Annotated in this window: 24 protein-coding genes and 1 pseudogene; 12 read left to right on the plus strand and 13 right to left on the minus strand. The window is 71.9% G+C overall.

What is annotated here, in order from left to right; translation table 11 throughout:
• Positions 1–7: 7 nt before the first annotated feature.
• The 3 genes from F603_RS0128765 to F603_RS0128775 all read right to left on the minus strand — a co-directional run bounded on the left by F603_RS0128765 (position 8) and on the right by F603_RS0128775 (position 4,183).
• Positions 8–550, minus strand: coding sequence for a PadR family transcriptional regulator (locus F603_RS0128765; protein WP_019549390.1), 543 nt, complete (start codon positions 548–550; stop codon positions 8–10).
• Positions 551–615: 65 nt separating this feature from the next.
• A complete protein-coding gene (locus F603_RS0128770) occupies positions 616–2,637 on the minus strand; it encodes an oxidoreductase (RefSeq protein WP_019549391.1) in 2,022 nt (673 codons plus the stop codon).
• Positions 2,638–2,962: 325 nt separating this feature from the next.
• The gene (locus tag F603_RS0128775; protein WP_019549392.1) at positions 2,963–4,183 is read right to left on the minus strand and encodes an FUSC family protein; all 1,221 of its coding nucleotides are present in this window, start codon (positions 4,181–4,183) and stop codon (positions 2,963–2,965) included.
• Between the two features lie 143 nt (positions 4,184–4,326).
• Here F603_RS0128775 and F603_RS0128780 point away from each other — a divergent pair, with 143 nt between their 5' ends.
• The 4 genes from F603_RS0128780 to F603_RS0128795 all read left to right on the plus strand — a co-directional run bounded on the left by F603_RS0128780 (position 4,327) and on the right by F603_RS0128795 (position 8,317).
• The gene (locus F603_RS0128780) at positions 4,327–5,067 is read left to right on the plus strand and encodes a class I SAM-dependent DNA methyltransferase (RefSeq protein ID WP_026328803.1); all 741 of its coding nucleotides are present in this window, start codon (positions 4,327–4,329) and stop codon (positions 5,065–5,067) included.
• A 410-nt stretch (positions 5,068–5,477) separates the two neighbouring features.
• Positions 5,478–5,837 (plus strand): hypothetical protein, encoded by a 360-nt coding sequence (locus F603_RS0128785; RefSeq protein ID WP_019549394.1) that lies wholly within the window; start codon positions 5,478–5,480, stop codon positions 5,835–5,837.
• Positions 5,838–6,082: 245 nt separating this feature from the next.
• A complete protein-coding gene (locus F603_RS0128790; RefSeq protein ID WP_019549395.1) occupies positions 6,083–6,703 on the plus strand; it encodes a carbonic anhydrase in 621 nt (206 codons plus the stop codon).
• A 54-nt stretch (positions 6,704–6,757) separates the two neighbouring features.
• Positions 6,758–8,317: a SulP family inorganic anion transporter gene (locus F603_RS0128795; RefSeq protein ID WP_019549396.1), complete on the plus strand. Its 1,560-nt coding sequence runs from the start codon at positions 6,758–6,760 to the stop codon at positions 8,315–8,317.
• Between the two features lie 66 nt (positions 8,318–8,383).
• On the opposite strand, the gene F603_RS0128800 is transcribed toward F603_RS0128795, so the two are convergent.
• The gene (locus F603_RS0128800) at positions 8,384–8,752 is read right to left on the minus strand and encodes a DUF2255 family protein (protein WP_019549397.1); all 369 of its coding nucleotides are present in this window, start codon (positions 8,750–8,752) and stop codon (positions 8,384–8,386) included.
• Between the two features lie 211 nt (positions 8,753–8,963).
• Here F603_RS0128800 and F603_RS0128805 point away from each other — a divergent pair, with 211 nt between their 5' ends.
• From F603_RS0128805 to F603_RS0128815, 3 genes are read left to right on the plus strand one after another with little or no spacing between them, the layout of a single operon-like run.
• Positions 8,964–9,548 (plus strand): sigma-70 family RNA polymerase sigma factor, encoded by a 585-nt coding sequence (locus tag F603_RS0128805; RefSeq protein WP_019549398.1) that lies wholly within the window; start codon positions 8,964–8,966, stop codon positions 9,546–9,548.
• Positions 9,545–10,297, plus strand: coding sequence for an anti-sigma factor (locus F603_RS0128810; RefSeq protein ID WP_019549399.1), 753 nt, complete (start codon positions 9,545–9,547; stop codon positions 10,295–10,297). Before F603_RS0128805 ends, F603_RS0128810 begins: the two co-directional genes overlap by 4 nt.
• Before the next feature lie 18 nt (positions 10,298–10,315).
• Positions 10,316–10,693 (plus strand): hypothetical protein, encoded by a 378-nt coding sequence (locus F603_RS0128815; RefSeq protein WP_019549400.1) that lies wholly within the window; start codon positions 10,316–10,318, stop codon positions 10,691–10,693.
• Between the two features lie 60 nt (positions 10,694–10,753).
• Here F603_RS0128815 and F603_RS0128820 read toward each other — a convergent pair whose 3' ends face one another.
• Positions 10,754–11,290, minus strand: coding sequence for an NUDIX domain-containing protein (locus F603_RS0128820; protein ID WP_019549401.1), 537 nt, complete (start codon positions 11,288–11,290; stop codon positions 10,754–10,756).
• Positions 11,248–11,988, minus strand: coding sequence for a helix-turn-helix domain-containing protein (locus F603_RS0128825; protein WP_026328805.1), 741 nt, complete (start codon positions 11,986–11,988; stop codon positions 11,248–11,250). Before F603_RS0128825 ends, F603_RS0128820 begins: the two co-directional genes overlap by 43 nt.
• A gap of 450 nt (positions 11,989–12,438) precedes the next feature.
• On the opposite strand from F603_RS0128825, the gene F603_RS36340 reads away from it, so the two are divergent.
• A complete protein-coding gene (locus F603_RS36340) occupies positions 12,439–12,567 on the plus strand; it encodes a hypothetical protein (protein WP_019549403.1) in 129 nt (42 codons plus the stop codon).
• 136 nt (positions 12,568–12,703) lie between these two features.
• Positions 12,704–12,925 (plus strand): hypothetical protein, encoded by a 222-nt coding sequence (locus F603_RS0128835; protein WP_019549404.1) that lies wholly within the window; start codon positions 12,704–12,706, stop codon positions 12,923–12,925.
• A gap of 127 nt (positions 12,926–13,052) precedes the next feature.
• Here F603_RS0128835 and F603_RS0128840 read toward each other — a convergent pair whose 3' ends face one another.
• The 6 genes from F603_RS0128840 to F603_RS0128865 form a co-directional block, all read right to left on the minus strand.
• Positions 13,053–13,778 carry a dienelactone hydrolase family protein gene (locus F603_RS0128840; RefSeq protein WP_019549405.1) on the minus strand — a complete coding sequence of 242 codons (726 nt, stop codon included), beginning with the start codon at positions 13,776–13,778 and terminating at the stop codon, positions 13,053–13,055.
• Between the two features lie 190 nt (positions 13,779–13,968).
• Positions 13,969–14,892: a D-alanyl-D-alanine carboxypeptidase family protein gene (locus F603_RS0128845; protein WP_016909036.1), complete on the minus strand. Its 924-nt coding sequence runs from the start codon at positions 14,890–14,892 to the stop codon at positions 13,969–13,971.
• Positions 14,893–15,907: 1,015 nt separating this feature from the next.
• Positions 15,908–17,581 carry a class I adenylate-forming enzyme family protein gene (locus F603_RS0128850; protein WP_211231134.1) on the minus strand — a complete coding sequence of 558 codons (1,674 nt, stop codon included), beginning with the start codon at positions 17,579–17,581 and terminating at the stop codon, positions 15,908–15,910.
• 622 nt (positions 17,582–18,203) lie between these two features.
• The gene (locus F603_RS0128855; protein ID WP_019549407.1) at positions 18,204–18,638 is read right to left on the minus strand and encodes a DUF5980 family protein; all 435 of its coding nucleotides are present in this window, start codon (positions 18,636–18,638) and stop codon (positions 18,204–18,206) included.
• A 238-nt stretch (positions 18,639–18,876) separates the two neighbouring features.
• A complete protein-coding gene (locus F603_RS0128860) occupies positions 18,877–19,926 on the minus strand; it encodes a phosphatidylinositol-specific phospholipase C domain-containing protein (RefSeq protein ID WP_019549408.1) in 1,050 nt (349 codons plus the stop codon).
• Positions 19,927–20,031: 105 nt separating this feature from the next.
• Positions 20,032–20,784 (minus strand): IclR family transcriptional regulator, encoded by a 753-nt coding sequence (locus F603_RS0128865; protein ID WP_019549409.1) that lies wholly within the window; start codon positions 20,782–20,784, stop codon positions 20,032–20,034.
• A gap of 370 nt (positions 20,785–21,154) precedes the next feature.
• Between F603_RS0128865 and F603_RS0128875 the strand changes: the two genes are divergently transcribed.
• Genes F603_RS0128875 through fahA form a run of 3 tightly spaced genes read left to right on the plus strand, consistent with a single transcriptional unit; the run spans position 21,155 to position 24,437 of the window.
• The gene (locus F603_RS0128875) at positions 21,155–22,366 is read left to right on the plus strand and encodes a homogentisate 1,2-dioxygenase (RefSeq protein WP_019549411.1); all 1,212 of its coding nucleotides are present in this window, start codon (positions 21,155–21,157) and stop codon (positions 22,364–22,366) included.
• Positions 22,363–23,259: a hypothetical protein gene (locus F603_RS0128880; RefSeq protein WP_019549412.1), complete on the plus strand. Its 897-nt coding sequence runs from the start codon at positions 22,363–22,365 to the stop codon at positions 23,257–23,259. Before F603_RS0128875 ends, F603_RS0128880 begins: the two co-directional genes overlap by 4 nt.
• Positions 23,256–24,437 carry a fumarylacetoacetase gene (gene fahA, locus F603_RS0128885; RefSeq protein ID WP_019549413.1) on the plus strand — a complete coding sequence of 394 codons (1,182 nt, stop codon included), beginning with the start codon at positions 23,256–23,258 and terminating at the stop codon, positions 24,435–24,437. The genes F603_RS0128880 and fahA overlap by 4 nt, the downstream gene beginning before the upstream one ends.
• A 137-nt stretch (positions 24,438–24,574) precedes the next feature.
• Here fahA and F603_RS33165 read toward each other — a convergent pair.
• Positions 24,575–24,796, minus strand: a pseudogene (locus F603_RS33165) (PaaI family thioesterase); the annotation flags it as partial.
• Positions 24,797–25,091 lie beyond the last annotated feature (295 nt).

Consider the following 25,091-nt stretch of genomic DNA (forward strand, 5'->3'; position numbering starts at 1 on the left):
CCGGCTCCTACCCGCCCTTCTCGGGGGCGGGCAGCTCGTCGAGCATCTGCTCCAGCCAGCCCACCCAGAACGACTCCTGCGCTATCCCCGCGCGCAGCACACCGTGGAGGAGCGGGTCCTCGTCGGCAGCGCCTTCCGCGGGAAAGTCGCGCTCCTCGATCGCCCGGTACTCCTCCAACTGCGCGCTGTGCATACGGAGATGGCGGCGGAGTTCGGCGGCGAGCCCCTCGGTTCCCACCACGGAGGCCGCCCGTACGCGCACCATCAGCGGGTCGCGCACGGGCCTGGGGTCCTGGGCGGCGGCCACCCAGCGGCGCAGCTCCGCGCGGCCGTCCGGCAGCACCTCGTACTCCTTGCGCTGCCCGCGGCTGGGCGGCTGCGGGACGGCCCTGATCAGTTCCGCGTCCTCCAGGCGGGCCAGCTCACGGTAGATCTGCTGATGGGTGGCGGACCAGAAGAAGCCGATCGACTTGTCGAACCGCCGCGTCAACTCCAGCCCCGAGGACGGCTTCTCCAGGAGTGCGGTGAGGATGGCGTGCGGCAGTGACATGCGGCGATCCTAGGGGGTGTCGTTCCCTCCCCGTCGCACAGCAGACGGGGAGGGGACGGCACCGCCTAAAGGGCGGCCGCGAGCCGGGTCCCCTGGTCCACGGCACGCTTGGCGTCGAGTTCGGCGGCGACGTCGGCGCCCCCGATGAGGTGCGGCTCGCCTCCGTCGGCGAGCAGTTCCTCGTAGAGCGCGCGCCGCGGTTCCTGGCCCGTGCAGAGCACGACCGTGTCGACGGGGAGCACCCGCTTCTCGCCGTCGACGCTCAGGTGCAGCCCCTCGTCGTCGATCCGGTGGTAGGCGGCGCCCGCGACCATGGTGACGCCGCGGTGGCGCAGCTCGTTGCGGTGGACCCAGCCCGTCGTCTTCCCGAGCCCGGCGCCGACCTTGCTCGTCTTGCGCTGGATCAGGTGCACTCGCCGCGGCGACACGGGGTGTACGGGTGCGACGACGCCGCCGCGTGTGCGGTGGCGGGCGTCGACGCCCCAGCGCGCGAAGAAGGCCGCAGGGTCGAGGGCGGCGCTGTCGCCGGGGTCCGTGAGGTACTCGGCGACGTCGAAGCCGATGCCGCCCGCGCCGAGGATCGCCACCCGGTCGCCGACGGGCGCCGCGTCCCTGAGGACGTCGAGGTAGCCGAGGACGCTCGGGTGGTCGAGGCCGGGGATCTCCGGGCGGCGGGGGGCCACACCGGTGGCGAGGACGATCTCGTCGTGCCCTTCGACCGCGAGCAGTTCGGCGGTGGCGCGGGTGCCGAGGCGTACCTGCACGTCCAACTCGTCGAGCCGGTGGCGGTAGTAGCGGAGGGTCTCGGCGAACTCCTCCTTGCCGGGGACGCGTCGGGCGATGTCGAGCTGGCCGCCGATCGCCTCGCCCGCCTCGTAGAGCGTGACCTGGTGCCCGCGCTCGGCCGCGGAGACGGCGCAGGCGAGCCCGGCGGGCCCGGCGCCGACGACGCCTATCCGCTTGCGCAGCCTGGTGGGTGCGAGGACCAGCTCCGTCTCGTGGCAGGCGCGCGGGTTGACGAGGCAGGTGCTCGTCCGCAGCGCGAAGGTGTGGTCGAGGCACGCCTGGTTGCAGCCGATGCAGGTGTTGATCGCCTCGGGGCGTCCGGCCTCGGCCTTGGCGACGAACTCCGGGTCGGCGAGCATCGGCCGGGCCATCGAGACGAGGTCGGCCTTGCCCGAGGCGAGCAACTCCTCTGCCGTCTCCGGAGTGTTGATGCGGTTGCTCGTCACGAGCGGCACGGAGACGGCGCCCATGACGCGCTCGGTCACCCAGGCGTAGGCGCCGCGCGGCACCGAGGTGACGATCGTCGGCACGCGTGCCTCGTGCCACCCGATGCCGGTGTTGATGAGCGTCGCGCCCGCCTCCTCGACGGCCTGCGCCAGCTCGACGACCTCCTCGATCGTCGAGCCGCCCGGCACCAGGTCGAGCATGGAGAGCCGGTAGACGAGTACGAACTCCTCGCCGACGCGCTCCCGTACGCGCCGCACGATCTCCACGGGGAAGCGCATCCGGTTCTCGTAGGAGCCGCCCCAGCGGTCGGTGCGCCGGTTGGTCGGTGCGGCGACGAACTGGTTGATCAGGTATCCCTCGGAGCCCATGATCTCGACGCCGTCGTACCCGGCGAGCTGCGCCAGCTCGGCGCAGCGCGCGAACTCCTCGACGGTGCGCTCGACTTCGTCGCCGCTGAGCTCGCGCGGGGTGAAGGGGCTGATCGGCGCCTTGAGGGGGCTCGGCGCCACGAGGTCCTCGTGGAAGGCGTAGCGCCCGGTGTGGAGGATCTGGAGCGCGATGCGGCCCCCGGCCGCGTGGACGGCCTCGGTGACCGTGCGGTGCTCGACCGCCGCCTCGGGCGTCGTGAGCATCGCGCCGCCGTCGTAGGTGCGTCCGGCCTCGTTCGGTGCGATGCCCCCCGTCACGATGAGCCCGACACCGCCGCGCGCCCGCTCCGCGTAGAAGGCGGCCATCCGCGCGAAGCCGTCGGGTGCCTCCTCCAGGCCGACGTGCATCGAGCCCATGACGACGCGGTTGGGCAGGGTGAGGTGCCCGAGGTCGAGCGGGTTCAACAGGTGCGGGTACGCGGTCATTCGGGCCTCCTCGCCGGGCGCGGCCCGCTCCCTGCGGCCGCACCCGACGATTATGCAACTGTGCGCAAAACACGTCTGGGGCAGCCCCTCGCCGAGACGCGCTCCCACGCCTCCGCGCGCTCCTGCTCCCCTTCCGCAACGGCTCGGCATCGTGCGGGGAGCACGCGGCACACCGTGCCGGAGGCGGCGGTAGCTCGACGACCGCGGGGGACGGCGGCGCACTCGGTGCCGCGGCCCGGCAGGGGCTGGGCGTCGAGGCGCCGACGAAAACGCACCCTCGCGCCGGGACTCCCCGGCGCGGAGCGACAGCCACCCGCCGGGGCGCTCACGCCGCGCGGGGGCCGCGCCGCGGGCGCAGGCGGCCGAGCCGCTCGCGCAGGGCGGCGAGGCGTTCGCTCCTGCTGCGCTGCTCGCGCGAGCTGCGGTCGAGCTCGTCGAGGAGGCGCTGGCTGCGGTTCTCCGGCTGGAGCTCGTCGAGGACGCGGTCGATCTGCGCGAGCAGCACGCCGAAGTGCTGCCACTGCTCCGGGTCCTCGCGCACCTTCGTCAGCAGAAGCTGGGCCACCTTCTCGCGGGTGTCGCGGGCGGCGCCGAGCTCGGAGGACAGCCGGTCCTCCGCCTCCTCCGCGTTGGCGCTCGTCTGCGCGGTGACCAGCACGGAGAAGCTCACCATCGCGCCGCCGACGTGCGACAGCATCCCCTCCAGGTCCGGCGCGATCCCCTCGGGGATCAGCGGCTCCTCCTCCTCGCGCTCCTGCGCCAGATCGGTGAGCGAGCGCGCGAGGACCCGGACGATCACCGCGCAGATCTCCAACGTGTCGAGCCCGGTGCGCAGCACCGCACGGGAGAGCTGGGCCTCCCGCACGCGCGGGTTGAACCGGAGGCTGTCCTCGGCCTGCCGCAGCGAGGAGTCGACCTGGCCGATCTCCTGGTCGATCCGGCGCGCCTCGTCCAACCGGGCCGACGTGCGTGCCACGGGCGTCGGGGTGCCGAGCGCCTCCGCCGTCTCCATCATCAGCCGCCGCATGCGCCGGGCGAGCTCCTCCATCGAGTCGCTGGCGCTCTTCACCCAGACCGGTGGCGCGAGGAAGAGGTTGAAGAGGATGCCGACCGCCGCACCGATGAGGGTGTCGAGCACCCGCACCCAGGCGCCGCTCGTCGATCCTGCGACACCGAGGATGAGCATCGCGCTGATCGCCACTTCGTTGACGAACTCGTTGACGCGCAGCAGCCGCCCCGCGACGAGCGCCGCGAAGACCACCAGGCCCAGACTCCACCAGTGGAGCCCGACGAGGGAGCTGAAGCCGATCGCGATCATCACCCCGATGACGACCGCGTTGACGCGCCGGAACCCGAGCTTCAGGGTGGCGAAGAGCGTCACCTGCACCACGAGCAGCGCGGTGAGCGGTGCCGTGATCGGCGCCGTCTCCGGGCTCAACTTGGCCGCGACGGCGTAGGCGAGCGTCGCCGCCGCGGTCGCCCGCGCCGTCTGCACGACGACCTGGTTCCGACTCTTCGCGGAGATCTGGCGCCACCCGCGCCGCACCGCTTCCCTCGCGTCACCCACGCAGTGCCCCTTCCCCGCAGCGCTCCACCACCCGCGGTGCACGCCGCGCTGCCACCTGCGTGGAGTCGAACCCGCCGAAAAACGCCGCGCGCGGCGCGCCCGGCGAGCAGTACGTTCCGGCGATGGACGACGACGGTTTCTTTCCCGCGGACGTGGCGGCGAGGTACGACGAGGAGACGGCGGTGATGTCGGCGCCCGCCGCGGTCGAGCCCGCGGTCGAGGTGCTCGCGGAGCTCGCGGGCGAGAGCCGGGCCGTGGAGTTCGGCGTCGGCACGGGACGCCTTGCGCTGCCCCTCGCCGCGCGGGGAGTACCGGTGCACGGGATCGACCTCTCCCGCGCGATGGCCGAACGGCTGCGCGCCAAGCCGGGCGGTGCGGACGTCGGCGTCACGATCGGGGACTTCGCCACGGTGCGGGCAGCGGGGCGGTTCGGCCTCGCCTACCTCGTCTTCAACACCGTCAACAACCTCACGACGCAGGACGCGCAAGTCGCCTGCTTCCGGAACGCGGCGGCGCACCTCGCGCCCGGCGGTTGCTTCCTCGTCGAGGTCGGCGTCCCCGCGCTGCGGCTGCTGCCGCCGGGGCAGCGCGTCGTCCCCTTCCACGTCTCGGAGGAGGGCTGGTCCTACGACGTCTACGACACGGCGACGCAGGCGATGACCTCGCACCACGTCATGGTGGGCGCGGACGGCGGCGGGAGGCACAGGGCGATCCCCTTCCGGTACGTCTGGCCGGCGGAGCTCGACCTGATGGCGCGGCTCGCGGGGATGCGGCTGCGGCACCGGTGGGCGGACTGGTCGCGGGCGCCGTTCACCTCCGAGAGCGAAGGGCATGTGTCGGTCTGGGAGAAGCCGCCCGAGTGAATCCGCGGCTGCCGTAGGGGAGTTCACGGGCGGCCCCCGGGGTCGCCCGAGCAAAGGGTTACGTGCCGGCTCTTCCGCAGCGCGCGGAAGCCTCGGCGGACCGCCGCCGGGGCGCAGGGGCGCACGTCATGCGCATGCGGGAGCAGGGCGCCGCCTTCGTGCGCCCATGCGCCCGCGTTCACCCAGAGTTCACAGAGAAATTTGCACACGGCGGTGGGCGAACGGTCAGAATGGAGACCGCTGTCCAACGCGGCTCCGTCCGTGGGCACTTGTGCCCTGCGCCGGATTCCGCCGGGCTGCCCTGTCTCACCGGCCGCGCGGCCCCGTGCCGCAACCCCGCGAGCGACGGCGGCCGTTCGCCCCACCGACGACGCAACGCCAACCCCACGAGAGGACGAGGAGGCGGTCCCTTGCGGCGCACCAGCACCCCGGTCAGGGCGCTGGTCGCCGCTGTCGTCCTCGTCCTCTCCGTGCTCACGGCGGCCGACGTCGCGCAGGCCGGACAGCAGGTCCCCGAACGCGGGGAGATCACCTCCGAGCGCGTGGAGAGCACGCTCGCCGAGAGCGCCAAGGCCCCGCCCGGGGAGCGCAGGACGCGTCACTCCGCGGGTGTGCAGGCGGCGTCGCTCCAGTCGCTCCAGGTGTGCGCGTGCGCGGTCCGCGCCGAGCTGCGCGGCCGGCCCGCCGTCGCCGAGACAGGCCGCACGGTGGTGCCCGTCACCGAGAGATCGGACGAACTCCCCATCCGCCACCAGGTGTTCCGCTGCTGAGCCTGCGGCACACCGGAGGCGCGGCGCGCTGAAGCCGGCCCGCGACCGGCGTACGCAGCCGCCTCCGGAACCGCCCGCACCCGGCACCAACCGGCCCACGGTCCGCGACCCCATCGCGCTTGCGGACCCCGGCCCGGACGGCTGCGTGCCCGGCGTGCCCACGGAACCCCAAGAGCCAGCGATCTGACCGCCCCTGCGCAGGCACCGGCGCGCCGGACCGCGCTGTGGCGCGACTGGAGGCAACCATGCAGTCCTTCATCCACCACGCCCGCGATCTCCACACCCGCATCACCGCACACGACGACGAACGCGAGCGCTTCGGCCGCCTCGCCGGCGGCCAGGCGCCCGAGGCGCTCTTCATCACCTGCTCGGACTCGCGCGTCGTCCCCTCCCTCATCACAGGCGCCGAGCCCGGCCAGCTCTTCGAACTGCGGACGGCGGGCAACGCCGTTCCTCCGTACGGGACTTCGTCCGAGGTCAGCGGCGAGGCGGCGACGATCGAGTACGCCGTGAGCGTGCTCCGCGTCCCCGACATCGTCGTCTGCGGGCACTCGCACTGCGGCGCCGTGGGCGCCCGCGTCCGCGGCGAGGACCTCGCCGCCGTCCCGGCCGTCGACGGCTGGCTGCGCAGCCAGCTCGCGCCGTCGGCCGAACTCGCGCCCGGCGCGGCCGAGAAGGACGAGCCCGAGGTGAGCGGCGCCGTCCAGCGCCACATCCGCACCCAGCTCGACCGCCTCGCGTCCTACCCGTGCATCCGCAGCCGCATCGACGCGGGCGCACTGCGGCTGCACGGCTGGTTCTACGCCGTCGACACCGGCCTCGTCCTCGAACACCGGCCCGAGCACGGGGCGTTCCTCCCGCTCTGAGCCCTCCCGTGCCGTACCGCGTACGGCACCCTCCACTTTCACAGAGGAACCCCTATGCCCCATCCAGCGAAGAAACTCCTCCCCCACCGCGCACGGCGGTCCGCGCGCTCCCTGCCCACGTCCGGCACCCTCCGCGCGGACTTCACCGCCTCCCTCGTGGTCTTCCTCGTCGCGCTGCCGCTCTGCGTCGGCGTGGCGGTCGCCTCCGGCGTCCCCGCCGAACTCGGCCTCGTCACCGGCATCGTGGGCGGGCTCGTCACCGGGCTTCTCCCGGGCAGCTCCCTTCAGGTCAGCGGCCCCGCCGCCGGGCTGACCGTGCTCGTCTACGAGGCCGTGCAGACGTACGGGCTCCCCGCGCTCGGTGTGCTCGTCCTCGCCGCCGGGCTCATTCAACTCGCCCTCGGCGCCCTCGGGTTCGGGCGCTGGTTCCGTGCCATCTCCGTCTCCGTCGTGCAGGGCATGCTCGCGGGCATCGGCCTCGTGCTGGTGGCGGGGCAGGTCTACGCGCTCGCGGACCAGCCGGCGCCCGGCGAGGGAGTGGCGAAGCTCGCCGGGCTGCCCGGGCTCGTCGCCGACGCCGCCGGTTCGCCGAAGGCGCTCACCGCGCTCGCCGTCGGTGCCTCGACCATCGCGGTGCTGGTGCTCTGGCCGAAGTGGAAGGCGGGGGCCCGCGCGGTGCCCGCGCCGCTCGCCGCCGTGGCGCTGGCGACGCTCGTCACCGCCCTCGCCGGGCTTCCGATCGAGCGGGTCGAGGTACACGGCCTCATCGAAGCCGTACAGCCCCCGGGACTCGGTGAGTTCGGGCAGCTCGCGGGCGTCGGCATGATCGGGACGGTGCTCGCCTTCACGCTGATCGCCTCGGCCGAGTCCCTCTTCAGCGCGGCGGCGGTCGACCGGCTCCACGACGGGCCGAAGACCGAGTACGACAAGGAGCTGATGGCCCAGGGAGCGGGGAACACCGTCTGCGGTGTGCTCGGCGCGCTGCCGATGACGGCGGTGATCGTCCGCAGCTCGGCCAACGTCGCGGCCGGCGCCAGGACCAAGGCGTCCCGCGTCCTCCACGGCGTGTGGCTGCTCGTCTTCGCCGCAGCCCTGCCGGCCGCGCTCGGCGTCATCCCGCTCGCCGCCCTCGCCGGGGTGCTCGTCCATGCGGGGTGCAAGCTGATCCCGGTGAGGCAGTTCGGCCCGCTCTGGCGGGAGCACCGGGCCGAGGCCGTGGTACTGACGGTGACGGCCGTCTCGATCGTGCTCATCGACATGTTCCAGGGCGTCCTGATCGGCCTGCTCCTCGCCGTCGTGAAGACCGCCTGGGAGACCTCCCACGTCCACGTCGACGTCGACGACCAGGGCCCCCAACACCCCCTCCACGTACGGGTTTCCGGCAACGCGACCTTCCTGCGCCTGCCGAAGCTCCAGGACTCCCTGGAGTCGCTGCCCGCCGACCGCCGCGTAGCGCTGGACCTCGGCGGACTCCGCCACGTCGACCACGCGTGCGGCCTCGCCCTCTCCACCTGGGAGGAGCAGCACAACACCGCGGCCGCACGGCACGCCGCCGAGGAGGACGAAGCAGAGGAGCCGGCCAGAAGGGCGGGTGCAGGAGCCCCGCGCGGCTGACACCCGGCCCGCCGCGGCACCGCGCCCCCGGTGCCGCGGCGGGCACCCCGCCCGACGGCCCGCGGGTCAGCGGGGTTCGAGGCGGAGGGTCGTCCGCGCCGAGTCCGCGGAGAGCATGTCGTCGACGTAAGGGGAGCTCCCGTACTTGCGCCGGTAGGCGTCGTCGACCGCACGCCGCACGTCCTCGTCCGCTACCGGCTCGCAGTGCACGGGCAGCCGCGCGCCGCCCACCTGCACCGCGCCGTCGGGGTTGCGCCGCATCCGCCGGTACCAGCGGCCCTGGGCGCCGCGGAACGACCGGAGGTAGGGGACGCCGTCGGCGACCACGGCCCACACGGTCACCGGCGCCCGCTCCGCGCCGTCGTCCCCCGGCGCTACCACCTCGAATTCGCTGCGCTCGGCGAACTCGCGCACCTGCTCCTCGCTCCACACCATCACTGCCTCCCGCTCGCGACCCCACGACGGACATCCTCCGCCCCGGCCCGGGGGTCCGCGACCGCGCGCACACGTACGGCGCATCGCCACCAATCCGCTGACCGCACGGCGACGAAGGAGTATGGGATGCCGCCACAGGAGGGCCGATGGACGACGCCGGAGACCCGGAAACCCCCGAGCGGGGCGACCACCGCCGAAGGAGGGCCGCCGCGTGAGGGAACCCGTCCGCATCGAGGGAGGCGCGACCGGCGCGCCCTCGCTGGAGGAGATGCTCGCGCGGGTGGCCCAGGGCGACCAGGACGCCTTCGCCTCCGTGTACGACACGGTCGCGGGGCCCGTCCTCGGCCTCGTCCGCTCGGTGCTGCGCGACCCCGCCCAGTCGGAGGAGGTCGCGCAGGAGGTGCTCGTCGAAGTCTGGCGCCTCGCCGCGCACTTCGACCCGGCGCGGGGCGGCGCGACGAGCTGGGTGATGACGCTCGCGCACCGCCGCGCCGTCGACCGGGTGCGCTCTTCGCAGGCCGCGAGCGACCGGGACGCGCGCGCCGCGCAGCTCGACCGGACGCCCGCTTACGACGAGGTGGTGGAGCAGGTCGAGGCGCGGCTCGAACGCGAGCAGGTGCGGCGCTGCCTCGGGTCGCTCACCGAGCTCCAGCGCCAGTCGGTGACGCTCGCGTACTACCGCGGACTCACCTACCGTGAAGTGGCCGAGCTCCTGACGCAGCCGCTCGGCACCGTCAAGACCCGACTGCGCGACGGCCTCATCCGGCTCCGCGACTGCCTGGGGGTGAGCGCGTGAACACCGCCGAACTCCACACGCTGACGGGCGCGTTCGCCGTCGACGCGCTCCCCGAAGACGAGCGGCACCGCTTCGAGGCGCACCTCACCGAGTGCACGGCCTGCACCGCCGAGTCCGCCGAGCTCCGCGCGACCGCCGCGCGCCTCGGGCTCGGCGTCGCCGAGACCCCTCCGCCCGCGTTGCGCGACCGTGTACTGCGCCGGATCGGAGAGGTCCGCCAGGAGCCCCCGCCGTCGGGGAGCAGCCACCGGGCCGACGAGCGGCGCCCGGGCCGCGCCGCGAAGTGGCGCACGTACGCGCTCGCCGCATGCCTCGCCGTCGCCGCGGCGCTCGGCGGTACGGCCGTCTGGCAGCACCAGCAGGCGGACGAGGCCCGCCGGCACGCGCAGCAGGCCCGCCAACAGGCCACGCAGCTCGCGGAGTTGCTCGCCTCGCCGGACGCGCGGACGGTCAGCGGAGGTGCACTCCCGGGAGGCGGTTCCGCCACCGCTGTGGTGTCGCAGGACCGCGACCGGGCGGCCCTCCTCGCCTCCGGGATGGCCGAACCACCGGACGGCAAGGTCTACCAACTCTGGTTCGCCGACGGCGACACGATGCGGCCGGCCGGATTCGCAGAACCGGGCACCGGCGCCGTCCTGCTCGACGGCCGCGCCGACGGGGCTTCGGGCATGGGGATCACCGTCGAGCCGGACGGAGGCTCCCCGCAGCCGACGAGCGACCCGGTGCTGCTGCTGGAGTTCCCCGCCTGACGAGACACGGAGGCCCGCATGCACGTACGCCTGCTACGCACGGTCGGCGCGGCCACAGCCGCCTACGGCACCGCCGTCACCCTGTGGCCCGGGCTGCTCGCAACCCCCTCACGGCTCGTCGACGCCGCAGGCCGGACGCAGGCCCACACCCGCACCGCACTGCGCCCCGTCGGCCTGCGGGACGCGGCGAGCGGCGCAGCGCTGCTCTGCGCCCCCGAGGGCCCCGCCCTGCGCACCGCCGCCTTCCTGCGCCTCGCCGCCGACTTCGGCGACGCGGCGCTCCTCGGGTGCACCCTGCCGCGGGGGGCGCGGGGGAAGGCGGTCGGGGTGTCGGTGGTGTGGGGGGTGCTTTCTTTGGTGGGGGTGAGCAACTGGACGTTGTGCAGGGGGTGTTGAGGGGGTGCGTCGGTCGGCGGCCCTGCGCGGTGGGCAGGGTGGCGAGAGGCGAGGGTGTCGCTAGCTGACAAACGGCTCCTGGGAGGTCAGCCCGTGACGGACGCGTTCCATCAGCGCGGGATGCATGGGGTGTTCGCCGAGTCGAGACGGTTCCACCCAGCGCACTTCTGCGGCCTCGTCGGGTTGCGGTTCGATGTTCCCGCCGGTCACCCGGGCGCGCAGGCAGATGTTGATCGGCTGCCGGACTTCGTCGACGCGGTCACCGTGCAAGTAGACGATCACGTGGTCCGGACTGGAGAACACGCCCACGAGGCCGGTGATCTCGACCTCCAGCCCGGTCTCTTCCTTGCACTCCCGAGCCCCGGCCTCTCCGACCGTCTCCCCCTTCTTCACCCCTCCGGTCGGGATGGTCCACAGGTCGTTGTCCACACGTTTGAGCAGAAGCAGCCGCCCGGCCTCGTCGCGCACGAAGACACTCGCTGAGGTCTTGCGGCTCGTGGGACGCGGGGCGTCGGGATCTTGCCAGTGGTCGACCCTGCGGGTGCTTTTGCTCACTACGCCTCCGGTGCTGTGGTGGCGGATCGGGCCGCGGCCCATACCCGCTCGTAGGACTCGACGTAGGTGTTGAAGTAGGCGCCGTTGATGCGACGCAGATGCAATGTAGGTGTGTAGGCGGCCAGCACGCCGTAGGCATGTACATTCACGAGCATCTCGTCGTCGAACCGGTAGATGCTGTTGTACAGCGGGGTGTCGTGCAGCCGGACATCGACTTGACGGGGCATCCGCTCCCGATAGTAGGAGAGTACTGCCGAGACACGGCCCGCCACGCCGCCTCCGAAGCGGTATTCGCCGTCTCGAGCGGCGAGTTGTGTGCCTTCCTGGTCACCGAGGAGAAGCCTGACACGGGCGCCGTTCCTCGCCTTCTGCGCCAACGTGGGCAGCCAGTCGGGGTGTTCCTCGGTGAGGAACAGTCCGGCGAAGGCGAGCAGGTCGATGTCGCGGCTTGAGTTGCGCAACAGCTCAGTCCACAGGTGGCGGGGCACGTCGCTGCGCCGGGGGTAGGTGGCGACAAGTTCGGCTCCGACGAGCGATGCCGTGTTGGTGCTCTCCGGCCACAGATACGACTCCTCTTCCTGGAGGACGGCTGCGACGCGGTAACGGGTGCGCGGGTAGGGAATTGATCCGCCGCCGATCCATCGCTCGACGCTCTTCGTCGACACCTCAGCGGCAGCGGCGAGGGTGCTGAGATCAAGTCCGGCACGATGCATGGCTCGGCGCAGGCGTTCATTCACCATCCGGCAAGCATGGCACCTGACGACATCTGGCGGCAGGTGGATGTCTGAAGACGTCTCACCATGTCGGTGTGCTGTCTGTGGTAGCGGAAGAACATGGAGTAATCAAACTCCCGGGCCGGCAGCGACGGAACCGAGGAGGCCGCCCCCAACGCTTCGTAGGAGCGTCGAATCCATGAATTTCCCTCCACCTTACGGCGGTTGGACACGAGGCAAACCGAGTTCGCAAGGGTCCGAGCACGAGCCCGTCGGGGGCTGTCTCATCAATCAACCCAGTGTCACCTGCCGCTTTGCCGAATGCGATATCGCCCGAGGCGAGGAACCCGATGCCGAGCCGCGCTCGTTCGCCGTGCCGTGCGCCACCTGTTCCGAGACGGCTCTCCCAGCGACGACGCTGATGCGGCACCGCGAGCACGTCACCCGGCCATACCGTGCGATCCTCCGAGGCTGGCTGTGACCCGCCCCGCGTACGTCGCCCGGCGCCAACTCGGAGCCTGGGCAAATCAGCTCCCCCTCTTCTCGCTCACCGCCGGTATCGGCTTCGTCCTCTACGCCGCCTGGCTCACTCACTCGGGAGCATGACGTGCTCGACGAACGCCAATCGCCACCGCAGCCCGCACCGAAACCCCAAGAGCAGCCCTGCCGACACCGCGCCCTCACCCCCGACGGCAAACGCTGCGCCGACTGCCACGCCAAGATCTACCTCTAGGAACCCACCATGATCCGCACCGGCTGGTACGAACTCCCCGGCGGCTCCGGCCCGTTCGACCTCCGCCGCGGCGACCGCGTCCTGCACGGCGGACGCTGGACCACCGTCGTCGACCTCTACTCCCCCGGCAGCTCAGGCCGAGGCCGCGTCCTCCACCTCGACAACGGCCGCCTCCAGCTCCTCAGGCCCCTCGAACGCGTCCCCACCTACCGCCGCACACCCCGCGATTGAGACCCCGCTCGGGCCCGGTGTTTCCTCGTCCCGGGCCCGAGCGGACACCGCCGACCGCATCGCCGGAAACCTGCCGCGCTGACCGGCAAGCGCTGGTCAGTGGGTGCCCGGGTGTGGAGTCACCGGATCACTCCGTCACGGGCACGCACTCGGCGAGCAGTTCGACGACGTCGTGCCAGGCTCGCCGCGCATGCCGTGGGTGGTATCCGACGCCGGGGGGTGCGGGGTGGTCGACCGGCGGGTGGTGGAAGGCGTGCAAGGCGCCGCCGTAGACCACGAAGCGCCAGTCGACGCCCGCGGCCTGCATCTCGGCCGTGAACGCGTCGCGTTGCGCCGGCGCCATGATCGGGTCTTCCGAACCGACCCCGGCCCACACCGGGCAGGGGATGCGCGCCGCCTCGCCCGGCCGGCCCGTGGTCAGTCCGTTGACGGTCGCGATCGCGCGCAGGTCGACGCCGTCGCGCCCGAGTTCCAGCCCGATCGCGCCGCCGGTGCCGTAGCCGACGGCGGCGATCCTGTCGGGGTCGGTCCGCGGTTCGGCGCGCAGCACCTCGAGCGCCGCGTGGCCGATGTCCCGCATCCGGTCGGGGTCGTCGAGCAGCGGCAGGCAACGGGCCAGCATCTCCTCGGGGTCGCCGAAATAGCGCCCGCCGTGGAGGTCGAAGGCCAGCGCGACGTACCCCAGTTCGGCCAGGGCGTCGGCCCGGCGGCGCTCGACATCGCTGAGCCCCGTGCCCTCCGGTCCGAGCAGCACTGCGGGCCTGCGGTCGGTACCTGCCGGAAGCGCAAGGTGCCCGATCATCGTCAGGCCGTCGGCCGGGTACTCGACCGTGCGCGTGGTACTCGTCGTCATGAGACCGGACGGTAGTGCTCGTCGGACACGGCCGGGCTGAGGTTCACCGCCGGCAGAACAGCGCGGGTGCCCGGTGAAGAGAAACCGCACCCGCGCGAGCTGACCCTGGAGGTGGCGGCTCACGGGTTGAGGCAATCGCACGGCGGGCCCGGTCACTCGGTGACCGGGCCCGCTGTGTGTGTCGTGTGCGTCAGTCGCGCTGCGCGTCGGAGGGGAGCTTGCGGATCTTCATGTCGTCCGCGTCGTCCGAGTCGAAGCCGTAGTCGAGCAGCTTCGCCGCGTCCTCGTAGCGATCCTTGCTGTTGAGTACCGTGCCGGTGAGGGTCTTGCCGTCACGCGTGGCCGCGAAGACGAGGCAGGGGCCTGCCGCCGTGGTCGTACCGGTCTTGATACCGGTGATGCCCTTGTACGAGCCGAGGAGCTGGTTGGTGTTGTCCCACTCGTAGTAGCGAGTGCGGCCGTTGGCAGCCGGGGCCTCTGTCTCGTAGTTCTTGGTTTTGACGACCTTGCGGAACGTGTCGTTCTGCATGGCATGCTGGGCCAGCTTCGCCAGGTCCGCGGGCGTGGTGGAATCGCTGCTGGTGCCGTCGAAGGAATCGAACTTGGTCTTCGTCAGGCCGATTTCCTTGCCCCTGGCGTTCATCTTCACGACGAACGACTGGGTGCGCTGCTCCAGGGTGGCCCCTTCACCGAAGGTGTCGGCGAGAGCGTAGGCCGCGTCGGCGCCGGAGGGCAGCAGGGCGGCGTACAGCAACTGGTCGACCGTCAGCTCGTCGCCGGTCTGCAGGTCCGCGGTGCTTGTCCCGTTTTCGAGGGTGTAGTCGCGGTACGCCTTCTTGACGGTCACCTTCCGGTCGAGGTCGGCGTTCTCGTCGTCGAGGACCGTGGAGGCGAGCATGATCTTCACCGTGCTGGCCATCGCCCGGTCGTCGTTCACCTTCTTGCCGAAGACCTGCTCGCCGTTCTCGTCGAACAGCGAGGCGCCCTTGGCGGCGATCTCCGGCGGAGGCGTCTCGGACCCGGCGATGGCGATGACGGGGACGCTGGTGGCGAGTACGACACCGGCGGAGGCGGCGACGATGATCTTGCGCTTGGACAGGGTTCTGGTAGCCATGGAGCCACTCCGCATCTACTGAGTGAGGGGTGCATTCGGGGTGGCGATTTCCGACGGCGTGTCGAAGGCCGTGCCCCGATGGGTGATGCTCGTTCTCAACTTCTTTGCCGCAGCGGTGAGTACGTGCGCGGCAGGGTTGCCGCCTTCGTACGTGGTGCATCGGTGTGCATGTTCCACCGCCGCCCACCCTTGAACTGCCGTAGGGGAGAAGGGAGATCAGTCCACGCTTCGAGACGCTGAATCAGCACGTACGGAGATGTGCGATTCCAGTGACGCCGGTATGTGTTCTGTGGAGATTCGGTGAACACTCGGAGGTGCCAAAATTCCAGGGAGGCCGGGTGCACGAAGTCCTGTCGATCCACAGGTGACGGACAGATGGCCGGGTACCGGTTCGAGTCCTGCAATTCAGGCATGAAAGCGTGCACTTGGTGCCGTATGGCTGAGGCGCCGGCTCTCACCCTGTATGCGCCGCGTCTCAAGTTGGCACATCCTTTTCCTGTCTTGCGGTTACACGGACAACGCGCTGATGCGTGTGCGTAGCCGCCGCCGCTGCTGAGCGGCCGAAGGCCCTCGGCGGTCTCAAATAGTGGTACACATGCGAAAGTTGTTCGAGCACTGCCAATCAACCATGTCGGCTGCGACTTTCGCAAACCACGAGAGTCTTCACCGCAGACTTCGACGCCTCTTCGGGGAATCCGGATCGCGGCGGCCAATGACAAGCGGACACGGCCCGGTAGGCAGACGCCGGAGCCCGAGGCTTCTTTCGTGCAGTCGGTCACTTGCAGACGAGACCTCTCGGCGGCCCGACCGGCAGCCGGTCAGGGCGAGTCGGACAGCGCTCGTCCGGGTGGAGCGACTCGCCGCGCACCAACCGGTCGTTTCCGAAAGCTGGTTCGTTCGACGCCGCCCCGCGACTGCCCAGAGTGCGGCCTCCCACGAGGTTTCGGCGACTGGCATCCGTACTTGGCGGCCGTGTACACCGCACGGCGTGCACGGCCGCCGACCCCGGGTGGGTTCACCGCACTCGTTCGGTAGTGCCCTCGGTCGCCTCCCGTGCGGCGAGCTCCCGCATCCGGTAGTGGATCTTCTTGCCCGTCGCCGTGACGGGCAGCTCCTCGACGAAGCGGTAGGCGCGCGGCCGCTTGTAGGGGGCGAGCATCGGGTGGCTGCGGCAGTGCTTGTCGCACTCCGAGGCGGTGAGAGAGGCGTCGGAGCGGACCACGTACGCCGTCACCAACTGCCCCCACTCCGGGTCGGGGACACCGACCACGACGGAGTCGGTGATGCCGGGGTGCTCGTTGAGCACTTCCTCGACCTGCACCGGGTGGACGTTCTCGCCACCGCTGAGGATCATGTCGTCCCGGCGGCCGACGAGAGTGACGTACTCGTGTTCGTCCCAGGTGGCGAGGTCCCCGATGTAGAGCCAGCCGTCGCGGAAGTTCTCGGCCGCCTCCTCGGGGAGTCCCGCGTAGGAGTAGGCCGACTTGGGGGAGCGGACGATCACTTCGCCGATCTCGGTGCCGTCCTTCGCCGCGAGGTCGTCGGGCGCGGCGCGCCTGTCCTCGTAGACCCGGACCACGGCGACGTCGTCGTCGGTGCAGGCGCGTCCGGCGGTGCCGGCGTGGTCGGGGAGGTCCGAGGGGCGGAGGAAGGTGTTCCAGAACGCCTCTGTCGTGCCGTACCCGTTGAAGATCCGTTCGGTGAGGACGCGTTGGTAGCGGAGGCACGCCTGCCGCTCCAGCGGGGCGCCCATGGTGACGATGCCGCGCAGCGTGGAGAGGTCGCGCGGGCGCGCCTCCTGCGCGTCGGCAAGGCGCTCCAGGTTGGTCGGCGCCCCGATGAGGAAGGTGAGGCCGCGCTCCTCGACGAGGTCGAGGACGCGCTCCGCGTCGAAGTGGCGGAGCGGGACGGCCTCGGCGCCGACGTAGAAGACGGGGTTGGGGCCGCCGGAGTAGAGGCCGCCGCGGTGGAACCACGGGCTCATGTTGAGCGTGCGGTCCTCGGGGGTGAGCGGGAAGTGCATGATCACGTCGTGCGCAGAGAGCACCTCGGTGGCGTTGTTGAGCGGAACTCCCTTGGGGAGTCCCGTGGTGCCCGACGTGTAGAGACGGGTCGTCTCGCCGTAGAGGCCGGTCTCCGGCCGCGGCGGCGCCTGACGCCCGGCGCCTGCCGCGTGCACCTCGGCGAACGGGACGGCGCCCGGGGCCGGTTCGGGGCCCGGTGCCCCCGGCGCGTCGACCTGGACGACGAGCGGCGGGGCGTGCCCGGAGAGGTGGAGCGCCTGCGCCGCCTCGCCTGCGAGGGTGGCGTCGTAGACGTACGCGGCGGGCCGGCCCGTGCTCAGCACGTGGGCCGTCTCGCCGGGCGCCAGGCGGAAGTTGACCGGGGAGCCGATCGCGCCGAGCCGCTGGGTGGCGAGGTAGAGGAGTGCGAACTCGGGGCCGTTGAGGAGCTGATGCACGACGAGGTCGCCGGGGCGCACGCCGTGTGCGGCGAGCCCGGCGGCGAGCCGGTCGACGTCGGCGCCGAGTTCGGCGTAGGTCCAACTCCTCCCGGTCGCCGGATCGCTCAGGGCGGGACTGGTGGCGTAGCGGTGGGTGTTGCGGGTGAAGCCGGCGAGGTAGGTGAAGTTCCGCTCGAACACCTCGCGGAAGGCTGTCGGGTCGTAGGCGTCGGTGCGCTGGCTCACGGTTCTCACCTCGGGGGAGCGCGTCGGCGGAGCGCGGGGGTTCTCCGTCGGCCGGGGCGCGACGGCGGTCACGCGCGCGGGCTCTGCGGCTGAGGTGTGCGCTGCGTTCCGCAGCGGTGTCGCGAGCGGGCGTGGTGGCTCTCTCCCTCGGCGTCGTCCGGGGACGCGGCCTGGGGATCTGACTGGGAATGTGACTGGGGATCTGGCTGTGGTGCACGGGGTGCACGGGATCTAGCGGACGAATAGTACGCGTGTACGTTACACGTTGGACTGCCGTCCAGGGACAGGCGGGGTGGTCTCCGGCGGAACCGGGCGGGGCGGACGGCAGTGCGGGCCGGCGTGCGCCATGAGGGGCTTCGAGCCCCGAGCCGCCTTCGAAGACCGCGGGTCCGCAGGCGTCGGGGTCGGCGACGGGCGGCGTGCTACGTCGACTTCGGCACATTGCCGCACGCGCGCGACGTGCACAGGCTCTCGGACGGGCACCTGATCCGTGGATCAGGCGCGGCCGCTGTCGTGCTGCTCGACCCGGGTTCGTCGAGGGGCTCGGGATCGTCGAGCGGCGGCGCCGGACGAGGGCGGGCGCCCTCGTCCGGCGCCGTGGCTCAGGTGCGTTGCGGAGGGCTCAGCACTTGTCGCGGTACGAGAGCAGCAACTCGTCGGTCTGCGTCTCGGTTCCGTCGGTGGCCCAGATCTCGGCGGTGTACTCGCCGACCGGAGCAGGCGCGAGCGACAGCGAGACGGTGGCGTTGAGGACGAGGCCGCCGTCGGGACGGCGGTGGTTCTCACCGGGCTGGAGGGTCATGCCGCCCGTGCTGGACGAGCCGGGAGGCAGGTTCCGTACGCCGGTCTTGATCTCGGTCGACCAGCGGCCGCTCACCGGGGCGTAGGCGTAGGTGTTGGGCCACCCGTGCGTCGCCCTGACGCATATCCGCTGGTTCTCGGCCTCCAGTGTCCATGTCGCCGTCGAGGCGGAGGCCGGGGCGGTACCGAGCAGTGTCAGAGTGAGAGTCGAGAGCAGGCCGAAGAGTAATCCGGTTACACGGCGCCTTCTTGCCATGCGTACCTCCTGATGTGAGCGCGCACAGAGCAGAGAGAAAGGGCCTCCCGGGCGTGCTCGCGGACCGGGAGCCGTCCTGAGTCTCACGCAGTCAACTCGCCCGGCACAAGAGGGTAGTTGCGTTTTCAATGACTTGGCCGTGCGGCCTCGGGGCCGGTGCCGTGCGCCGCCTGCCCTGTCCCTGAGCCGGACTTGGACGCGGAGCCGACCGAGCCCCCTCACCCGCCCGCCCCGGACGCTAGCCGCGAGGCACCACCGTGGAGAGCACGTCGGGGAGCGGATACCAGTCCGAGGTGACGAAACTGGCGTGGTGCGAGGCGAGTTCGGCGACGCGGTCGAGCGCTTCCCGAGGCTCGGGGGAGACGGCGTCGATCTCCGGTGCGACGAGGTGTGCGTCGGTCATAACGAGGAGGTATCCGTTCTCGCGGTACCAGGCGGTGTCGATCGTCCCGTCCGCGTAGGCGGAGGCGTCGCCGTCGAAGACGACGAACCAGCCGCGCAGGTCGGCCGCGTAGCGTGCCGCCCTCGGGTCGCCGGCCTCGGCGCCGTGCACGGCGGGGAAGGCGGCAGCCGAGTCGAGGTCGCCGGCTGCTGCGAGGTCGCGGAGGTGTGCGGCGTACTCCTCGTCGGTCCACAGGTCGTCGGCGGGGTTGCTCTCCTCGACGGTTCCGGGGATCAACTCGAAGAGGAACTTCCCTGCCGAGTCGGCGCGTTGGGGCCAGGCACCGGCGCGGACGGCGGTGTCGAGGTCCTCGTGCCCGTCGGCGACGTCGCCCGGTGAGAGGACGGCGTCGCCGAGGCCGTCCTCGAGCAGGGCGTCGAGTTCGGCGGGGCCGCGGCCGGCCTTGGCGTAGAAGCCGTCCTTCATCTCGACCTTGACGAGGACGGGCGGGTGGTCGGGGTGGGCCGCGTGCCAGGCGGCCATGTCCGCGACGCAGCCGGCGAGGTCGCGGTTGCGCGTCCCCGAACTCTCCCCGCCCGCGCAGTTGTTGGCGTTGCCGAGCGGATTGCTGTGCGAGACGCGCCAGCCCTTCCCGAGCGCGTTGGTCCACACGTCGAGCTCCAGCACGGAGGCCCCGGACTCCAACGCGTCGGTGAAGTAGGGGTACTTGTCCTGTTCGTAGGCGTTGTGCACGCCCACCGCCGTCGTATCGGCGAGCGACTCCGCCGCCTCAGGCGGGGCCGCGCCCGCGGGCGCGGCGAGGAAGCCGGTGAGCACCGCCAGGGCCAGCGCGAGAAGGCCGCGCCCCAGGGTGAGGTGCCTTGGTCTGTGGGATTCGGACGTCACGGGTCTGACCTCGCAGGTGGGGGGCAACTCCCCGGCAGACTAGAGGAGTTGCCACCGCAGCGGTACGGCTGCCGACGTGCGAGGGGTGAACGTCCCCGCCGGGGTTCAGCTCCCCGGCAGGCGCAGGAGTTCGCCGATGCGCCGGACGGCCTCGACGAGGTGGGGCACCGCACCGTCGGCGAGCTCCTGGCGGTGGGTGATGACGTTGACGGCCGTCGGCCGCTCCCCTGCCGGCACGGGGATGGGCGCGGCGACGGCGTACGTACCGGCGACGACCTCGTCGTGACTGGAGACGTACCCCGCCTCGACGGCCCGAGCGACACGCGCCGCGACGGCCCGCGGAATCGACTCGGGCCGCGCCCCGCCCATCATCAACGCGAGCCCCGCGGCGCCGCGTTGGAGCGGGTCGCGGCTCCCGACACCGTAGGAGAACCGCGGCCCTGGTCCGGGGGGCTCCACGACGGCGACGGCCACGGCGCAGTCGTCCTCGGGGACGACGAGGCAGGCCGTGGCGCCGAGTTGGTGGGTGAGGGCGCGCAACACCGGCTGGGCGACGTCGAGCAGGGGTGGGCGGGAGTGCTCGGCGAGGGTGAAGAAGGAGACGCCGATGCGGTATCGGTTGCCGTCGCGGGAGGCGAAGTGGCTCCGGCTGAGCGTCGTCAGCAGCCGGTAGGCGATCGACCTGTGGACGTCGAGGCGGGCGGCGATCTCGGAGGCGGTGAGGCCCTGCGGGGTTTCGGCGAGCATCTGGAGGACGCGCAGGCCGCGTTGGAGCGTCTGGGAGCCGTCGGCCTTGCGGCCGGACTCCGCCGACTCCGCTTTCGCTGCGGAGCCCGTTCCCGGGGTGCGAGCGGCCATGGGGCACCTCCGTCCGACCGGCGAGGTGTTGACAGCCGGCGCGGGCGACTCGATAGTGATGCAATCTTTGTAACACGGTGTTTCGATTATTGCAACATGCGCCGGGAGGCCAGGTGTACTTCTCACCGCGTCGTCACGGCTTCCGCTCTCGTCCCGGCGGAGGCACGGAGACCGTCGTCGTTGTCGGCGCAGGACCGGTCGGCCTCGCCGTCCGCCGACACGGCACCTCCCGTCGACGCGGCCGCCCCGCAGCGACGGGGCCCCTGCGGCTTACGCGGGATCGGCGCGGAGAGGCCGGAGAATCCAGGCACGGTGCGCTCCGGACGCGGAGCACGAAGCCCTGCCACCCCTGTGAGAAAGGAGAGGCCCCATGGCCCACTATCGGAGCATCGGGGAGGTGCCGCCGAAGCGGCACACCCAGCACCGCCGACCCGAAGGCGGCCTGTACTACGAGGAGTTGATGGGCGAAGAGGGCTTCTCCTCCGACTCCTCGCTCCTCTACCACCGGGCGATCCCCTCGGCGATCACCGCGTCCGAGGTCTGGGAGCTGCCCGACCAGCGGACGGTGCCCAACCACCCGCTCGCTCCGCGCCACTTCACGCTCCACGACCTCACCGCCGCCGACGACGGCTGGCGTTCCGTCGACGCCGTCACCGGGCGTCGCCTCGTCCTCGGCAACGGTGACGTGCGCATCTCCTACGTCGCCGCAGGCGCGCCCTCGCCGCTCTACCGGAACGGGCTCGGGGACGAGTGCGTCTACGTCGAGTCGGGTGAGGCGGACGTCGAGACGGTCTTCGGCGTCCTGAACGCACGCAGCGGCGACTACGTCCTGCTGCCCCGCGCCACCACGCACCGCTGGGTGCCCAAGGGCCCGGAGCCGCTGCGCGCCTACGCGATCGAAGGCAACAGCCACATCACCCCGGCACGCCGCTACCTCTCGAAGTTCGGGCAGCTCCTGGAGCACGCGCCCTACTGCGAACGTGACTTGACGGGTCCGAGCGGGCCGCTCCTCGTCGAGGGGACGGACGTCGAGGTACTGGTGAAGCACCGCGGCTCCGGGGGCGAGGTCGTCGGCACGCGGTTCGTGCACCCCACCCACCCCTTCGACGTCGTCGGCTGGGACGGGTGCCTCTACCCGTACACCTTCAACGTCGAGGACTTCGAGCCGCTCACCGGCCGCATCCACCAACCGCCGCCCGCGCACCAGGTGTTCGAGGGCGACAACTTCGTCATCTGCAACTTCGTCCCCCGCAAGGTGGACTACCACCCGCTGTCGATCCCCGTGCCCTACTACCACTCCAACGTCGACAGCGACGAGGTGATGTTCTACTGCGGCGGCGACTACGCCGCACGGAAGGGCTCCGGCATCGGGCAGGGCTCCGTCTCGCTCCACCCCGGCGGGCACGCCCACGGGCCGCAGCCGGGCGCGTACGAGCGGTCGATCGGAGCCGAGTTCTTCGACGAACTCGCCGTCATGGTCGACACGTTCAGGCCCCTGGAGATCGGCGAGGGCGGCCGGGACGCCGAGGACCCCGAGTACGCGTGGAGCTGGGCGCGCGGCTTGCGGGGTGAGAGCGCGTGACGCCCCGACTGCCCCGGTTCGCCGACCGGCTCTGCGACGACGCCGCGGTCTTCCCGCCCGGCTCGCTTCCGCTGGAGGCGGCCGTCCCCGCGCATCGGCGCCATTGCGACGCCGTTTACGCCGGGTTGGTGGGCCCGCTCGTCCTCGCGGCGCCCTCGCTGGAGAAGCTCCGGCCGCTCCTCGACGGAGGGGAGCCGCTCGCGCTCGTCATCACCGCGCCGCAGGGGCCCGGGCAGTTGGCCGGGGCGCTGCGCGTCGCCGACGGACTGCCCGTCACCGTCGCGGGCGTCGAGGTGGCGGTGGGCGGGGACGCCGACGTGCCCGCGTACTTCGCGGATCTGGCGCGGGTGACGTCCGGGCTCCCGGCCTCGTCCGTCTACGTCGAGGTGCCGCGCGATTGGCGCAGGGACGAGGTCCTCGCCGGGTGCGCGGCGGCCGGACACCGGGCGAAGTTCCGCACCGGCGGCGTGGAGGCCGCGCTCTACCCGGACGTGGACGAACTCGCCTCCTCCGTCGCAGCGGCCACGGCAGCGGGCGTCCCCTTCAAGGCGACGGCAGGACTCCACCACGCCGTGCGCAACACCGACCCGGTGACGGGGTTCGCGCAGCACGGCTTCCTCAACCTGCTCCTCGCCGCCGAGCGCGCAGCCGCCGGGGCCGACCGAGAGGAGCTGGCGGGGGTGCTCGCCGAGCGCGCGGCGGAAGCCGTCGCCGCGCAGGTGGCAGTCCTCGCAGCCGATCCGGAGCGCACCCGGGCCGCCCGGGCGTGGTTCCTCTCCTTCGGCACTTGCAGCATCACCGAACCCCTCGCCGAGCTGGTCGAACTCGGCCTGGTACCGACCGAGTTCGCCCGCCCGGCAGGCGGCAGCACAGAAAGGGGGGCCACCCCATGACGTTCATCGAGATCCCCGACGACTCGCTCTTCGGCCTCGCCAACCTTCCGTACGGCGTCTTCTCGCCGCCCGACGGCGACCCCCGGGTCGGGGTCCGCGTCGGCGACACGGTCGTCGATCTCGCCGCGGCGCTGGGGGACGAGGTGTTCGCCGAGCCGTCGCTCAACGCCTTCATGCGGCAGGGCCGTTCGCGCTGGGTCGTGGTGCGGGAGCGGGTCACGGAGCTCGTCATGGGCGACGTGCCCGCCGAGGTGCTCCACCCGGTGGACGGCGTGCGGATGCATCTCCCGATCGAGGTCGCCGACTACGTCGACTACTACGCCTCCGAGCACCACGCCACCAACCTGGGCCGGATCTTCCGACCCGACGCTGCGGCGCTGATGCCCAACTGGAAGCACCTGCCCGTCGGTTACCACGGCCGCGCCGGCACGGTCCTCGTCTCCGGCAGCGACATCGTGCGCCCCAACGGCCAGCGCAAGGCCCCCGCCGACGCGGCCCCGACCTTCGGGCCCAGCCGGCGCCTCGACATCGAGGCCGAACTCGGCTTCGTCGTCGGCACGGGCTCCCCGCTCGGTGAGCCGGTGCGCACCTCCGACTTCCCCGAACGGGTCTTCGGCGCCGTCCTCGTCAACGACTGGTCGGCGAGGGACATCCAGGGATGGGAGGCGCAGCCGCTCGGGCCTTACCTGGGGAAGTCCTTCGCCACCTCCGTCTCCGCCTGGGTGGTCCCGCTCCTCGCGCTCGAGGCGGCGCGGGTCCCGATGCCGAAGCAGGACCCCGAGGTGCTGCCGTACCTCCGCGAGACGGAGGACTGGGGCCTCGACATCGAGTTCGCCGTCGAGTGGAACGGGCACACCGTCTCCCGGCCGCCCTACCGCGAGATGTACTGGTCACCCGCGCAGATGCTCGCCCACATGACCGTCGGCGGCGCCTCCTCGCGGACCGGTGACCTCTACGCCTCGGGGACCGTCTCCGGGCCCGAGCGGGACCGCAGGGGCGCCTTCATCGAGATGAGCTGGAACGGACAGGAGCCGCTCGAAGTCGGCGGCGCACAGCGCACGTTCCTCGAGGACGGCGACGAGGTGGTCCTCACGGCCACCGCCCCCGGAACGGACGGTGCCCGCATCGGCTTCGGCGAGGTGCGCGGCAGGGTACTGCCCGCGCGACCGACGGCCTGACGGTGCCGGCGGTACGGCCCCGCACGGTCGGCGTGCGGGGCCGTGTGCCGCGGGCGCCCGGAGCGTGCCGGCAGCGCCTGCCGCTCGCTCGGTCCGGAGCAGGTGCGGGCCGGGTGCTGCTTCTCGCAGAACCGCTATGCGCTGTCGGCGACGGCGCTGGTGGCTCCGGCGTGTACGTAGCCGTGCTGCTGGCTCACCTCGGGACGGGAGGGGAGCGTGAGGTGGACACGGCCGGGGCTGATACGGGTGAGGTGCGCGCCGAGGTGCCTCATCAGTCCCTGGCGACCGAAGCTGTCCTCGATCCGCTTGCGCACCTGGGGGCTTGCCTGCTCCGGAGGTTGCTGTGCCTGGTCTTCCACGGGCCCTCCTTCGTGGGTGCGCCAGAGGCGGCGGCCGGCCGACTCGTCGATCCGTCTCTCAGCATGATCTACGCGGCTCGGCCCCGAAAGGAGGAAAGCCGGGCACGCTCCTCCGTGGACGCCCAGTCCGGTTCCGTGGCGGTTTCGGGGCGTCAGCCGGTCTCATCGAGGCACGCGCCCGGGCTCCGGACGACGAGCCACCGCACCCGGAAGCTCAACTCCTCGGCATTCGGGGTGCGTTGACCTCGCAGGTCTCAACAATACTTTTGTTGATGCCTCCCGCGCCTCCAGGGCT

This window comes from Streptomyces sulphureus DSM 40104 (assembly GCF_000381025.1).
Taxonomy (GTDB): Bacteria; Actinomycetota; Actinomycetes; order Streptomycetales; family Streptomycetaceae; genus Streptomyces; species Streptomyces sulphureus.